This window comes from Reyranella sp. (genome assembly GCF_965279625.1).
GTDB lineage: Bacteria > Pseudomonadota > Alphaproteobacteria > Reyranellales > Reyranellaceae > Reyranella.
Genome location: NZ_OZ257251.1, coordinates 3,386,077 through 3,400,174 on the forward strand (window position 1 = coordinate 3,386,077; position 14,098 = coordinate 3,400,174).

Below are 14,098 nucleotides of genomic sequence, written 5' to 3' on the forward strand. Positions count from 1 at the left end.
GACCTGAACGTCGCACGCCCTCAGTCGTTGCAATCCGGCCGAGTCCTCACTTTCCGATGCAGAAGTCCCGGAAGATCACGTCGAGCAGTTCGTCGAGGCGCACGGTGCCGGTGATGCGGCCGAGAGCACGCAGGGCCAATCGTAGATCTTCCGCCGCCAGCGCGACCTCCGGTGCCTGCAACGCCCGCTCGAGTGACGCCTGACAGTCCAGCAAGGCCTCGCGATGGCGCACGCGGGTGAGCGGTGGTGCACCGGCGCCTTCCTGCATCAGGGCTTCGGCGGAAACCTCCAGGCGCGCCAGCATCCGAGGCAGGCCGGTGCTGTCCCTGGTCGACAGGGCAACGACTTCGGGATCGTCGATCGACACGAGATCCGTCTTGTTCACCACCACGATGTCGCGCGCCGAATCCCAGCGTTCGGTCGCCCCCACGATTGCCTGCATTTCCGAGCGCCAGTCGCCGGAAGCGTCGAGCACCAGCACGCGCAGGTCGGCGGCTGCCGCCCGCGCCCGCGCGCGCCGCACGCCTTCCTGCTCGATCGCATCGCCCGACTCCCGCAGCCCCGCGGTATCTGCCAGCACGACCGGCCAGCCCCCGAGATCGAGATGGACCTCGATCACATCGCGCGTCGTGCCGGCGGTCTCCGAGACGATCGCCGCCTCGCGCCGGGCGAGGAGGTTGAGCAGCGAGGACTTGCCGGCATTGGGTGGCCCGATGATCGCGATGGACAGCCCGTCCCGCAGCCGCTCGCCGCGGCGATCCTCCAGATGGGCCGCGATCTCCTTTTGCAGGCCGGTTACGGCGACACGCACCTCGTCGGCCAGCCCCTCGGGCAAGTCCTCGTCGGGAAAGTCGATCGCCGCCTCGAGATGGGCCAAGGCCCGCAACCCCTGGGCCCGCCAGTCCTCGTAGAGCCGGTGCAGCGCGCCGTCCATCTGCTGCAGCGCCTGCCGCCGCTGCGCCGCCGTCTCGGCCGCCACGAGATCGGCGATGCCCTCGGCTTCGGTGAGGTCGAGCTTCCCATGCTCGAAGGCGCGTCGCGTGAACTCGCCGGGCTCGGCCAGCCGGCAGAAGCCCAGACGGGCGAGGGCATCCAGCGCCGCGCCCACGACGGCGCGGCCGCCATGAAGGTGCAGTTCGGCCATCGTTTCGCCGGTCTCGGTGTTCGGCGCCGCAAACCACACGACCAGGCCCTTGTCGAAGACCTCGCCCGTGGAGGGATCGTGCAGGCTGCGCAGGACCATGCGGCGCGGTACCGGCAAGGGCCGGCAGGTGAGTTGCTCCACTGCTTCGCCCGCACGCGGGCCGCTCAGCCGGACGACCGCGAGCGCGCCGGGGTGGGCACGCGTAGGCGTCGGCGTGCCCAGCGCGTAGATCGTGGCGTCGGTCACGTCCGCTTGGGAGCCGGCGGGGCCGGGCGCGGCGGCGGGGCAGCGGGCACCGGGCGCGCCATGACCTTGTCGGAAATCTTCTCGTAGAGCGCTTCGGGGATCAGGCGCCGTTCGACCAGCTCGGTCTTGGCCTTGAAGGGCCGCGCCCGGATGATGGCGTCGGCGCGAACCTCGCCGATCCCGTCGAGCGACATGAGATCGTCTCGGCTGGCGCTGTTGAGGTCGATCAGGCCGGAAGCGGGCGCCGAGGGCGCGGGCGGAGGGGCAGGGCGCGCCCCCTGTGCCAGAACGGGGCCAGTCCCGAGCAGGATCGCGAGGGCTGCGAACAGGGCTTTGAACGACATGGCGCTCACTATCGCATGAAATCGTCCCGGGACGGGACAGCCGGAAAACACCGCCAGGAGGGAAGCGCCTCTCATGGGGCCTACTTTAGGCCACCCGCACCCTGTAGTATCCGCCCGCCATGGCCCAACCCTACGACGAGATCCCGGACCGCCGCGCCATCGTGCGCCGCCGCACGCTCGAGGAATCCCTCGCCCGCCTAGTCGAGGACCTGCCGGACGGTGGCGAGCCGCCGCGCCCGCCGGTGCTCGCCCTGCTGCGCGATGCACTGACCAAGGGCCGGGCCGAGATCCGCCGCCGCTTCGAGGAGCCGGGCCCGCTCAGGAATGACGGGCCGGCCGTCCTGGTCGCGACCTCCTACCTGATGGACCAGATCATCCGGGTCCTGTTCGACTTCGCCGACCAGCATGCCTATCCGGCGGCCAACCCCAGCGCCGCGGAGCGGCTGGGCGTGGTGGCCACCGGCGGCTATGGCCGTGGGGAGCTGGCGCCTCTCTCCGACATCGATCTCCTGTTCCTGCGCCCCTACAAGCAGACGCCGCGCGGCGAGCAGATCGTCGAGTTCATGCTCTATCTCCTGTGGGACCTCGGCCTGAAGGTCGGCCACGCCACCCGAACGGTCGACGAGAGCCTGCGCTATGCCGAGCGCGACCAGACGATCCGCACCGCGCTGCTGGAAGCGCGTTATCTGTGGGGCGACCGTGCGCTGTTCGACGAACTGCAGCGCGGCTTCGCCCAGAAATTCTATACCGGCGACGGTCGCGACTTCGTCGATGCCAAGCTGGCGGAGCGCGACCAGCGCCATCAACGGATGGGCGATTCACGCTACGTCGTCGAGCCCAACGTCAAGGAAGGCAAAGGCGGCCTGCGCGATCTGCACCTGCTCTTCTGGATCGCCAAGTATCTCTACCGGGTGAGCGAACCGGGCGAGCTGGTCGCCAAGGGCGTGCTTACCAAGGAAGAGGCGCAGCACTTCGAAAGGGCCGAGCGTTTCTTCTCGACGGTGCGCTGCCACATCCACTACCTGACGGGCCGCGCCGACGATCGCCTCTCGTTCGATCTCCAGCGTGAGATCGCCACCCGCCTCGGGTATCGGGATCGCCCGGGCAGCCGCGGTGTCGAGCGCTTCACCAAGCACTACTATCTCCACGCCAAGACCGTGGGTGATCTTACGCGCATTTTCGTCGCCGCCCTCGAGGACAGCCGTCGCCGCAAGCCCAAGCTCGCCGCGCTGTGGCAAAGTCTGCGACCGCGCGAACTCGAAGGTTTCCGCCTCGACGGCGAACGCCTGGCCGTGGCCTCGCCCGATTCGTTCACCAAGGATCCGGTGGCGATCCTGCGTCTCTTCCACGTCGCGCAGGAGAACGACCTCGACATCCATCCCGCGACCTTGCGGTTGATCACGCAGAACATCCGGCTGGTCGACAGGCTTCGCAACGATCCGGACGCCAACCGGCTGTTCATGGAAATGCTGACGTCGCGGCACGATCCGGAGACGACGCTGCGGCGTCTCAACGAGGCCGGTGTGTTCGGCCGCTTCGTGCCCGACTTCGGCAGGGTGGTCGCGCAGACGCAGCACGACATGTATCACACGTACACGGTCGACGAGCACACGATCCGCGCCATCGGGATCCTCTCGAAGATCGAGTCGGGGGTGCTGAAGGAAGATCATCCGCTGTCGGCCGACGTGGTGCACAAGATCCTGTCGCGACCGGTGCTCTATCTCGCGGTGCTGTTGCACGACATCGCCAAGGGTCGCGGCGGCGATCATTCGCTGCTGGGGGCCGACGTGGCGATGCAGCTCGGACCTCGCCTTGGGCTCAGCGCCGCCGAGACCGAAACGGTGGCCTGGCTCGTGCGCTATCACCTCGCCATGTCTGCGACCTCGTTCCAGCGCGACCTGATGGATCCCAAGACGATCGAAACCTTCGCGGCCCTGGTCCAGTCGCCCGAACGCCTGCGCCTGCTGCTGGTCCTGACCGTGTGCGACATCCGCGCGGTGGGCCCGAACGTGTGGAACAACTGGAAGGCCGCGCTGCTTCGCCAGCTCTACAATGCCACCGAGCAGGTCCTGTCGGGCGGCACGCTGAGCGGTGGCCGCGCCGAGCGCATCAAGCATATCCAGACCGAGATCGCCAAGCATCTGCCGGGCTGGAGCGACGCCGACAAGGAAGCGCACTTCGCACGAGGCTATGCCTCCTACTGGTTGTCCTTCCCGCCGTCGACCCTGGCGCGCCAGGCCGAACTGGTGCGCGGCGCCGAAAGAGCCAAGCAGCCGCTTGCCATCGAGCATCGGGTCGACGAAGCGCGCTCCGTGACCGAAGTCACGATCTATACGCTCGACACGCACGGCCTGTTCGCCCGCCTCGCCGGCGCCATGGCGATCAGCGGTGCCAACATCGTCGACGCCAAGATCTTCACCCTGGCCAACGGCATGGCGCTCGACACGTTCTGGATCCAGGACCTCGAGGGCAAGCCATTCGACGGGCCGCAGCGACTGGCGCGGCTCGCCGCCAGGGTCGAGCTGGCCCTGTCCAACCGTCTCGACATTCAGCGCGAACTGGACAGTCAGCGCGGTTCGTGGCCCAAGCGCGATCGCGTCTTCACCGTCGAGCCGCGCGTTCTGATCGACAACAATGCGTCCGACACGTTCACCGTGATCGAAGTCAACGGGCGAGACAGGCCGGGCTTCCTGCACGTCGTCACGCGGGCGCTCACGCGCCTCAACCTGCAGATCGCCACCGCTCATGTCACCACCTACGGCGAGCGTGCGGTCGACGTCTTCTACGTCAAGGACCTGTTCGGCCTGAAGGTCGTGAACCAGGACAAGCTGAAGCAGATCTCCACGGCCGTCGAACGCGCCATCCGCGACTTCGACTCGCGCTTCGATCCGGTCGCGAAGGCGGCGGAATAGTTCACCGCCTTCTTTTGACAGATCCCTGGCAAATGCTCGGGATGACGGCCGAGGGCCGTCACTCCGGCTTGAAGTTGGCTTCCTTGAGAAGAGCCGTGTTCGTCTCGATCTCGGTCTTGATGAAGGCGGCGAACTCCTTGGGACCGCGGGCGGTCGGAACGATGCCGAGTGACGTCGTCTTTTCGATGAAGCCCTTGTCCTGGGAAACAGCGGCCATGCCGGCGGCGAGCTTGTTCACGACAGCGTCCGGCGTGTCCTTGGGCGCCCAGATGCCGTACCAGGAACTCAGATTGAAATCCTTGAGGCCCACTTCGGCGGACGTCGGGATATTCGGTGCGAGCGGCGTACGCTCCCGGGAGGTCACGAACATGCCCTTGGCACGGCCCGACGTGGCAAGCGGCAGCAAAGCCGTCCACGGGTCCATGAAAAACTGGACGCTGCCTGACATCAGGTCGGTATTGGCCGGCGCGGTGCCCTTGTAGAGGATCTGGTCGAGCGGAATGCCGATGCGCTTCAGCCACGCCAGGGTGGCGATGTGGCCGGCAGATCCTCCGGAGGAAATCGCCACGAAGAACTTCTTGGGATCCTTCGCGACCGCCGCCATGACGGCCCCATAGTCGGCACCCGGCACATTGTTGTTGGCGAGCAGCACCAGGGGCGCCTCGCCAGCCTGGGCGATCGGACGGAAATCGGTCTGCGGGTCATAGGGGCAGGAGGGCACCACCGTCTTGCCCAGCACGAACAGGCTGGCATTGAACAGGATCGTGTAGCCGTCCGGCTCGGCGCGACGGACGGTGTCGGAACCGATGGTGCTGGAAGCGCCCCCGATGTTCTGGATGACGATCTGCTGGCCGAGCTTCTCCGACAGGAACTGCGCCGTGATACGGCCGAGACCGTCCGTGCCGCCGCCCGGCGGGTAGGGCACGACCATCTTCAAAGGCTTGTTCGGATAATCCTGGGCGAGGGCGGAGCCAGTGAACGGGACAGCGAGAAGCGAAGCGCCCGCGGCGCCCAGCACGGTCCTACGACGGAGTTTCATGGAAGACTGCCTCAGGGTTGCACGGAGACGGAAGATGCACACACTGTGCCATGCTCTATCTCGCAAATCGTGCGCAAGACCCGTCTTTCGCTGACTTCCCCGCAGGGCACGCCCAGAGCCCGGGACGTATCCAGATGCTGGCGTAGTATTGTCGTGGCGCCGGGAGCGATGGGAGCAGGAGCCCCCTCGCGATAGGCCGACTTCAGTTCGACGACCCGCTGGCGGCCGTCGCGCAAGGCCAGCACGATATCGACCTGGAGATAGTCGATCGTTTCGCCCGTCTTGTTCTCGACGACGAGGCTCGGCACGCAGTTGCCGTAGACATTGGAATCGCTGCCGCGCGTCACGGCGATACCGTTGGCGGCAAGGGCCACCGTTGACGAGAGAACCCCAACCAACGCTGCCCAGGCTGCCTTCATGGTCGCCTCCTGCCTCGGTTTTCCTACTGCGTCTGGAGCCTCTGCTCGCGGCGGGTCGCCAGCATCTGAAGGATCGCCGCGGCCGTCTCCTCGATCGAGCGGCGCGTCACGTCGATGGTCGCCCATTTGCGGCGGGCATAGAGGCGGCGCGCTTCCTGGATCTCGCCCTGCACCGTGTCCATGTCGGTATAGTCCGACTCGGTGTCTTGCTGCATGAGGCGCAGCCGGTTGACGCGGATCTGCACCAGCCGCTCGGGATCGGTGATCAGGCCAACGATCAGCGGTCGCTTGGCCTGCTCGAGTTCGATCGGCGGCGGCACCTGCGGCACCAGCGGCACATTGGCAGCGCGCACGCCGCGATTGGCGAGATAGACACAGGTCGGTGTCTTCGAGGTGCGCGAGGGTCCGACCAGGATGACATCGGCATCCTCGAGGTCGTGCGTCGACTGCCCGTCATCGTGCGCCAGCGTGTAGTGCATGGCGTCGATCCGGTCGAAATAGCCCTCGTCGAGCTGATGCTGGCGGCCGGGCCACTGCTCGCTCTTGGAATGGAAATGGACGGCCAGCACACTCATCGCCTGGTCGAGCACGCCGACGCAGGGAAGCTGCAGGCGCCGGCAATGATCGCGCACGACATCGCGCAACTCGGGATCGACCAGCGTATAGAGGACGGGACCGCGGTCGCGCTCGACCGCCTGCATCACCTTTTCCATCTGCGCCGGGGAACGCACCAGTGACCAGACATGCTCCTGGACGAAGATGCCCTCGTACTGGACGAGACAGGCGCGCGCGACACTCGAGACGGTCTCACCGGTCGAATCGGACACGAGATGGACGTGAAAATTGCGGTTGGCCACGGATCATTTTACCCCACAGCGACGCCGGGAGAAACGCGGGATTGCTGCGGGCATTTCGGGGACAAACGGGGCGGCTGTCCAAACCGAGCCGATTCAGGACCCGACTCGCCTCAGCCGTCCAACTTGTCGTCCCCTGCGTACACCTTGGGATGAATGACCTGCGAGTCGGGAATCAGGCCCTGGAGTCGCGTGGAATCGGTACGATCCGGTCCACAGGCCCCTGGGGAACGATCACCAATAGGGCGTATCCCCACGTGCCACAGGCCCTACTACTGCTACTACCTAATATGAATAGAGTAGAAGGAAGCATGAGGGACAGAGCTTGAGCAGTGTGAACCCGAGGGGAAAGTTCCTCGAGACGTTGGCCGGAACCAGGCATCCGACGCCACCTATCTGGCTGATGCGCCAGGCCGGGCGGTATCTGCCGGAGTATCGCGCCGTGCGATCGACGACCCGGTCGTTCCTCGAATTCTGCTACACGCCCGACAAGGCCGTCGAGGTAACCTTGCAGCCGATCCGCCGGTTCGGCCTCGACGCGGCGATCATTTTCTCCGACATCCTCGTGGTGCCGGATGCGCTCGGCCAGAAGGTCTGGTTCGCGGAGGGCGAGGGACCGAAGCTCGAGGCGCTGACCGATCCTTCGCAATTCGGCCGACTGTCACGAGCGCGCCTTCAGGAACATCTCGCGCCGGTCTATGAGGCGATCCGCCAGACGCGGGCAGAGCTGCCGAACGACACGGCGCTGCTGGGGTTCGCCGGCGCACCGTTCACGCTCGCCTGCTACATGATCGAAGGCAGCGGCAGCAAGGATTTCGCCAAGGTGAAGAAGTGGGCCTATGCCCATCCCGAATCCTTCAAGCTTCTGATCGATCTCCTCGTCGAGGCGGTGGTCGATCATCTCGGCCACCAGGTCGAGGCCGGCGTCGATGCGGTCCAGCTCTTCGATTCCTGGGCAGGCGTCCTGCCGGAAGAACAGCTCTTCCATTGGTCGCTCGATCCGATGGTGCGGATCGCCAAGTCTTTGCGCGAGCGTCATCCCGACGTGCCGATCATCGCCTTTCCGCGGGCCGTCGGACCGGCGGCGCTGATGTATCGCCTGCCCGAAACGTTCAGCGCCCTGTCGCTCGACACCGGTATCGGCGCGCATTGGGCGGCCAAGGAAATTCAGCCGCACATCCCCGTGCAGGGCAATCTCGATCCGATCATGGTCGTTGCGGGCGGCGAGGCGATGGAGCGTGAGGCGAACCGCATTCTCGACAAGCTCGGGCACGGTTCTTTCGTGTTCAATCTCGGTCACGGCGTGGTGCCGCAGACGCCGCCCGACAATGTCGCGCGTCTGGTCGAGATCGTGCGCAACTGGAAGCCGGGCTGAGATCACGCGATGAAGATTGCCATCGTCCTGTTCAATCTCGGCGGCCCGGATTCGCCGGAAGCCGTGCAGCCGTTCCTGCGCAACCTGTTCAGCGATCCGGCGATCATCTCGCTGCCATCGTTCTTCCGGTTGCCCTTGGCGCGGTTCATTTCCAGCCGTCGTGCACCCAAGGCACAGGCCATCTACGCGCAGATCGGCGGCAGCTCGCCGATCCTCGGGCAGACCGAGGCCCAGGCCCGCGCACTCGAGGAGGCGCTGGGCTCGGAGCATGAATGGCGCGGCTATGTCTGCATGCGCTACTGGCATCCGATGACCGACGCCGTCGTGCGCTCGGTGAAGCGCTTCGCGCCCGATCGCATCGTCCTGCTGCCGCTCTATCCGCAATTCTCCACCACGACGACGGCCTCCTCGGTGAAGGCCTGGAAGGAAGCGGCAACGGCCGCGAAGCTCGATGTGCCGACACAGACCGTCTGCTGCTATCCCGACGAGGAAGGATTCATTTCGGCGTCCGTGGAGCTCGTGAAGCAGGGCCTCGCCGAAATGGGCGATCGTCCCGTGCGTGTGCTGTTCTCGGCACACGGGCTTCCCGAGAAGATCGTCAAGGCCGGTGATCCTTACCAGGCGCAGGTCGAACGCAGCGCCAAGGCAATTGCCGACCGCATCGGCGGTCTCGACTGGTCGGTCTGCTACCAGAGCCGGGTCGGGCCCCTGAAATGGATCGGCCCCTCGACCGATGCGGAGATCCAGCGGGCGGGCAGCGACGGCAAGGCCATCGTGCTCTATCCGCTGGCCTTCGTGTCGGAGCATTCCGAAACCCTGGTCGAGCTCGACATCGAGTATCGTCATCTCAGCGAGAAGAACGGCGTGCCGGCCTACGTTCGCGTGCCGACCGTGGGCACGCATCCCGCCTTCATCGCGGGGCTCGCCGACCGCGTACGCGCCATCCTGGCCGAACCGCAGGTCGCGATCTGTCATGGTGCGAAGTCGATGCCGTGCAGCGGCAACCACCGCGGTTGCCCGCTGATCGCCGGAGCGGCGTGATGCTCTACGACGTACTGAAGGCGCTGCACATCATCTCGGTCATCGCCTGGATGGCCGGACTGCTCTACCTGCCGCGCCTGTTCGTCTATCACGCCGATGCCGAGAAGGGCTCGGTGCAGAGCGAGACCTTCAAGACCATGGAGCGGCGCCTGCTGCGCGGCATCATGAACCCGGCGATGATCCTGACCTGGGTTTTCGGCCTCTCGCTCACCTGGCAGGGCGAGTGGTGGCATGCCGGCTGGTGGCACGCGAAGTTCGCGTTGGTCTGCGGCCTCACCGTCGTGCACCACCTGTACGGACGTTGGCGCAAGGAATTCGCGGAAGATCGAAACGTACGCCCGGCGAACTATTATCGCTGGTGGAACGAGGTACCGACCCTGCTGATGGTCGCGATCGTCTTCCTGGTGGTGCTCAAGCCGTTCTGAGTTGTCCGCGACCGAGCAGTCGTCCGGGCCAGATCTTCCGCTCGACATGGTCGGCAACGATATCGGCGATCGTCTCGCCGGCAAATCGTGTGAGACGCGAGACCGGCCGGTCCGCCGGATAGGACAGGACCAGCTGCCGGACCGGCGCCGGATCGGTGAGCGGCGCCGCGGCCAGGCGGCCCGCGTCGATGTCGTCGTGAATGGGCGACAGCGGCAGGATCGTCCAGCCATGACCATGACGCACCAGATCCTTCAAGGTCGCGTAGGAATCGGCTTCGATGGCGATGTGCAGTGCGATGCCGGCTTCCACCGCGCACTGCTCGACGATCGTTCGCAAGCCGTGACGCGTGCTGGGCAGGAGGATGCGCTTGCCGTCGAGGTCCTTGAACGGGATCGAGCGTTCGCCCGAGAGGCCTGAGTCGGGCGGGCCAATCAGGAACAGGTTCTCGAGCAGCAACGGCTCCGACCGCAGCGATCGGGCGGAATTCGGGTCGTAGAGGATGGCGACGTCGATCTCGCCGCGATGCAGCCAGTCGAGCAGATGGCCCGTATAGGCGCCGACCAGCCGCAGCTCGACCTGCGGGTGGCTCTTTCCGAACGCGGCGACCAGGGGCAGCGAGAGGATGTCAGCCACCGTCGGCGGAAAGCCGATGGAGATGCGGCCCCGCAACGGTGCGTCCAGATCGGAGGCCGTGGCGCGGATCTCCTCCAGCTCGGTCATGACGCGCGTGGCGTGTTCGAGGATCTCGCGGCCCTTGTCCGTGAGGACCATGCCTCGCCCGTGGCGCGTGAACAGGCGGACCGACAGCTCCTCCTCCAGCATCCGGATCTGGCGGCTCAGCGCGGGCTGGGCGATGCCGATCCGGTCGGCCGCCTTGCTCAGGCTGCCGAGCTCGGCGACATGGATCAGGGTGCGAAGTTGGGAAAGCTCCATCGAGCGATACAATATAGTTATATCTGTTCATTCCCAACGGTCGTCGAGTTTCGTTGGCGTTATAGCTAATGTGCCGCCGACTTGAGCCGGATGGGAGAAACATGACCGCCGCCCCGACGCAGCCTGCCCCTTCCAAAGTTGATTGGCGCGACCAGATTTTCGAGGTCTTCCAGGACCATGACGTGAAGCAGGTCTATCACGTGCCCGACGCCGGCCATGGCCGGCTGATCGAGGCCTGCCAGACGTCGAACTCGATCCGCACCCTGGCCCTCACGACCGAGGAGGAGGGCATTCCGCTCGCCGCCGGCGCCTGGCTGGGCGGCCAGCGCTCGGTGCTGCTGATGCAGAGCTCGGGTGTCGGCAACACCATCAACCTGATGGGCATGCCCAAGACGCTGCGCTTTCCGTTCCTGACCCTGATCACGATGCGCGGCGACTGGGGCGAGTTCAATTCCTGGCAGTATCCGATGGGCCAGGGCACGCCCAAGGTGCTCGAGGCGATGGGCGTGCTGCTCTACTCGGTCGACAATGCCGCCGAGGTGAAGACCACGGTCGACGCCGCCGCGCGCTCGGCCTTCAACGGCGGTCAGGCCGTCGCCGTGCTGCTGCGCCAGAAGCTGATCGGCATCAAGAATTTCGGGAAGAAGTGAGATGAGCACGCAAGCGCACAGGGCCACGCTGCAGCGCCGCCCTCTGGTGAAGCAACTCCTCGACGGCGCCGACGATAATCTGCTGGTGATCGCGGGCCTCGGCTCGTCCAACTGGGACATAACCGCTGCGGGCGATCGGCCGCTCAACATGCCGCTGTGGGGCTCGATGGGCGCCCCGGTCGGCATGGGCCTGGGCCTTGCCCTGGCGCAGCCCACGAAGCGCGTGCTGGTCATCACCGGCGACGGCGACATGCTGATGAGCCTGGGCTCGCTGGCCACCGTGGCGACCCAGATGCCGGAGAACCTGGCGATCGTCGTGCTCGACAACGAGAAGTTCGGCGAGACCGGCAACCAGGCCACCCACACCAGCCCGCGCAACAACGGCCCGACCGATTCCGGCGCCGGCACCGATCTCGCCATGATCGCCCGCGGCTGCGGCATCGCCGACGCCACGACGGTGCGTGAGGCCGGCGAGGTCGCAGAGTTCGTGAAGGACGTGCGCACCAAGAAGGGGCCGGTGTTCCGGCTCGTGAAGGTCATGGTAGAGAAGCTGGAGTTCGTGATGCCGCCGCAGGATGGCGCGCATCTCAAGGACCGTTTCCGCCAGGCCCTGCTGGGTCACGCTTAAGAGGCTGCCATGACCGACTACGCTCCCTTCCCGCTGATCGATCTGTCCGGCGGTCCCAGGGAGCGGGGTCGGATTCACGGCAAGGCCGCCGCGGATCGTTTGAAGCGCGGCGCGAAGATGTACGCCGAGTCGTTGCTCAAGACGGGCGTCGACTGGAAGGAGCTGGAGCGGCGCGCTGAGGCGATGGTGCCGCTGATCGACAGGTTCGATCCGGCCTATGTCGAGGAAATGCGCGGCATCGCCGAAGGCGCGAACGAGCCCTTCGCTGCCGTGGTGCTGATGAACGCCCGCACCGAGATGGTGGTCGCGGCGCGCAAGCAGCAGGCCGCCAAGCACTTTCCCGACGGCTGCACCGCGGCGCTCGCGCTGCCCGAAGCCAGCAGCGATGGCGTGCTGCTGCATGGCCAGAACTGGGACTGGCGGTCGGAGTGCGCCGAGACCGGCGTGGTGCTGCGCATCCGGCGCGACGACGGACCCGATATCCTGACCTTCACCGAAGCGGGTGGCCTTGCGCGTTCGGGCCTCAACTCGGCCGGCATCGGCCTCACGGCCAACGCCCTGGAATGCGACCGCGACTATCAGCGCGGGCAGGGCGTGCCGCTGCCCTTCATCCGCCGCAAGGTGCTGGAGGCCGCGCACCTCGCCCATGCGGTGCAGACCATCGTCTCGACGCCCAAGCCCGGCTCCAACCACATGGCCGTCAGCCATTGTGGCGGCGAGGCCTTCGGCTTCGAATGCGCGCCCGACGAGACGTTCTGGATCGCGCCCGACCGCGGCCTCTATGTGCACGCCAATCACTGGATCGCCGATTCGGCGCGCGCCAAGGTGAAGGACACCGGCCTCGCCGAGACGCCGGACTCGATCTATCGCGACAAGCGGGTGCGTGATCAGCTCTCGCCCAAGCGCGGCAAACTCACTTTGGAAGATTTCCGTCAGGCCTTCTTCGACGATTGGGGCACGCCCTACTCGGTGTGCCGCCCGCCCCGCCTCAACTCGCGCGGCGTCTCGACGGCGACCACGGCCATGATCCTGATGCGCCCGGCCGAGGGCCATCTCGAAGCCTGCCCGATGCCGGCGCTGAACCGCCAGTTCACGACCTACACGCTGACGCCCGATCGCCTCGCACAGAAGCAGGCGGCGGAGTAGATCGCTGTTGTCGTCCTGAGCGCAGCGAAGGACCTGACGGAGCGAGCAAAGGACTCCGTTGCTGGCGCCAGATCCTTCGCTGCGCTCAAGATGACAAGCAAAGAAAGGCTTCGTCTCGACCGGAGCGGAGAGACGACGGCTTTTTTTAGCCCGGATACCAGGACGGCTTGCGCTTCTCTCTGAAGCTCGCGAGGCCTTCGGTGGCTTCGTCCTGCTGGCGGGTGCGGGCGTGTTCGTCGATCAGATCGCGCAGTTCGCCCTCGTCGATGAAGGCGCGGGCGGAAGCCAGCGAGCGCAGCTTGGTCGCGGTGGTGGCGCGCGGGGCGTTCATCAGCACGGACTCGACGATCTTCTCGCCGGCTTCGGCCAGACCGCCCACCGGGCAGACTTCGTGCACCAGGCCGAGACGGCGCGCATCGTGGGCGCCGAAGCGTTCGCCGGTCAGCGCGTAGCGGCGCGTCTGGCGCAGGCCGATGGCCTGGCAGAGCTGCGGCAGGATGATGCCGGCCATCAGGCCCCAGCGCGTCTCGCTAATGGAGAAGAGCGCATCCTCCTGCGCCACGACGACATCGCAGGCCGCCGCGATGCCGGTGCCACCGCCGAAGCAGCCGCCCTGGATCAGTGCCAGCGTCGGCACAGGACAGGTGTCGAGACGCTTCACCGCCTCGGCGGTGAGACGGCTCACCTTCTCGTTCTCGGCGGGCGATTGCTTGGCGACGCCGGTGATCCACGACAGATCGGCGCCGGCCTGGAAATGCTTGCCGTTGCCGCGCAGCACGACGATGCGCAAGCCGCTCTCAGAACCCAGCGCATCCATCGCGTCGTGCAGGCCCTGGATGAGGTCGCCGTTATAGGCGTTGTTCACCTTGGGCCGGTTCAGCGTGACGGTGGCCACGCCGCGGCGGTCGATTTCCCAGAGCACGGTATCGTTCGACATCGAA

At 66.3% G+C, this 14,098-nt stretch carries 14 protein-coding genes; 7 read left to right on the plus strand and 7 right to left on the minus strand.

What is annotated here, in order from left to right:
- Positions 1–46 precede the first annotated feature (46 nt).
- The gene (gene mnmE, locus ACQY78_RS16435) at positions 47–1,390 is read right to left on the minus strand and encodes a tRNA uridine-5-carboxymethylaminomethyl(34) synthesis GTPase MnmE (RefSeq protein WP_428676792.1); all 1,344 of its coding nucleotides are present in this window, start codon (positions 1,388–1,390) and stop codon (positions 47–49) included.
- Positions 1,387–1,734 (minus strand): ComEA family DNA-binding protein, encoded by a 348-nt coding sequence (locus ACQY78_RS16440; RefSeq protein ID WP_428676794.1) that lies wholly within the window; start codon positions 1,732–1,734, stop codon positions 1,387–1,389. Before ACQY78_RS16440 ends, mnmE begins: the two co-directional genes overlap by 4 nt.
- 119 nt (positions 1,735–1,853) lie before the next feature.
- Here ACQY78_RS16440 and ACQY78_RS16445 point away from each other — a divergent pair, with 119 nt between their 5' ends.
- Positions 1,854–4,646 (plus strand): [protein-PII] uridylyltransferase, encoded by a 2,793-nt coding sequence (locus tag ACQY78_RS16445; RefSeq protein WP_428676796.1) that lies wholly within the window; start codon positions 1,854–1,856, stop codon positions 4,644–4,646.
- Between the two features lie 58 nt (positions 4,647–4,704).
- On the opposite strand, the gene ACQY78_RS16450 is transcribed toward ACQY78_RS16445, so the two are convergent.
- The 3 genes from ACQY78_RS16450 to ACQY78_RS16460 are packed head-to-tail and all read right to left on the minus strand — an operon-like array spanning position 4,705 to position 6,961.
- Entirely contained in the window at positions 4,705–5,685 is a 981-nt protein-coding gene (locus ACQY78_RS16450) for a Bug family tripartite tricarboxylate transporter substrate binding protein (protein ID WP_428676798.1), read from the minus strand.
- A gap of 11 nt (positions 5,686–5,696) precedes the next feature.
- On the minus strand, positions 5,697–6,104 hold the full coding sequence (locus ACQY78_RS16455) for a hypothetical protein (protein WP_428676800.1): 408 nt from the start codon (positions 6,102–6,104) through the stop codon (positions 5,697–5,699).
- A gap of 23 nt (positions 6,105–6,127) precedes the next feature.
- Positions 6,128–6,961: a pyruvate, water dikinase regulatory protein gene (locus tag ACQY78_RS16460; RefSeq protein WP_428676801.1), complete on the minus strand. Its 834-nt coding sequence runs from the start codon at positions 6,959–6,961 to the stop codon at positions 6,128–6,130.
- Between the two features lie 331 nt (positions 6,962–7,292).
- Here ACQY78_RS16460 and hemE point away from each other — a divergent pair, with 331 nt between their 5' ends.
- From hemE to hemJ, 3 genes are read left to right on the plus strand one after another with little or no spacing between them, the layout of a single operon-like run.
- The gene (gene hemE / locus ACQY78_RS16465) at positions 7,293–8,333 is read left to right on the plus strand and encodes a uroporphyrinogen decarboxylase (RefSeq protein ID WP_428686405.1); all 1,041 of its coding nucleotides are present in this window, start codon (positions 7,293–7,295) and stop codon (positions 8,331–8,333) included.
- A gap of 9 nt (positions 8,334–8,342) precedes the next feature.
- Positions 8,343–9,374 carry a ferrochelatase gene (gene hemH, locus ACQY78_RS16470; protein ID WP_428676803.1) on the plus strand — a complete coding sequence of 344 codons (1,032 nt, stop codon included), beginning with the start codon at positions 8,343–8,345 and terminating at the stop codon, positions 9,372–9,374.
- Positions 9,374–9,799: a protoporphyrinogen oxidase HemJ gene (gene hemJ / locus ACQY78_RS16475; RefSeq protein ID WP_428676804.1), complete on the plus strand. Its 426-nt coding sequence runs from the start codon at positions 9,374–9,376 to the stop codon at positions 9,797–9,799. The genes hemH and hemJ overlap by 1 nt, the downstream gene beginning before the upstream one ends.
- On the opposite strand, the gene ACQY78_RS16480 is transcribed toward hemJ, so the two are convergent.
- Entirely contained in the window at positions 9,786–10,733 is a 948-nt protein-coding gene (locus tag ACQY78_RS16480) for a LysR substrate-binding domain-containing protein (protein ID WP_428676805.1), read from the minus strand. The two genes, hemJ and ACQY78_RS16480, sit on opposite strands and share 14 nt — an antisense overlap.
- 101 nt (positions 10,734–10,834) lie before the next feature.
- Between ACQY78_RS16480 and ACQY78_RS16485 the strand changes: the two genes are divergently transcribed.
- Genes ACQY78_RS16485 through ACQY78_RS16495 form a run of 3 tightly spaced genes read left to right on the plus strand, consistent with a single transcriptional unit; the run spans position 10,835 to position 13,157 of the window.
- Entirely contained in the window at positions 10,835–11,383 is a 549-nt protein-coding gene (locus ACQY78_RS16485; RefSeq protein WP_428676807.1) for a phosphonopyruvate decarboxylase, read from the plus strand.
- A gap of 1 nt (position 11,384) precedes the next feature.
- Positions 11,385–12,011 (plus strand): thiamine pyrophosphate-dependent enzyme, encoded by a 627-nt coding sequence (locus ACQY78_RS16490; RefSeq protein WP_428676808.1) that lies wholly within the window; start codon positions 11,385–11,387, stop codon positions 12,009–12,011.
- Between the two features lie 9 nt (positions 12,012–12,020).
- A complete protein-coding gene (locus ACQY78_RS16495) occupies positions 12,021–13,157 on the plus strand; it encodes a C45 family autoproteolytic acyltransferase/hydolase (protein ID WP_428676810.1) in 1,137 nt (378 codons plus the stop codon).
- Positions 13,158–13,302: 145 nt separating this feature from the next.
- On the opposite strand, the gene ACQY78_RS16500 is transcribed toward ACQY78_RS16495, so the two are convergent.
- Positions 13,303–14,094, minus strand: a complete 792-nt coding sequence (locus tag ACQY78_RS16500) for an enoyl-CoA hydratase-related protein (RefSeq protein ID WP_428676812.1) — start codon at positions 14,092–14,094, stop codon at positions 13,303–13,305.
- Positions 14,095–14,098: the final 4 nt, after the last annotated feature.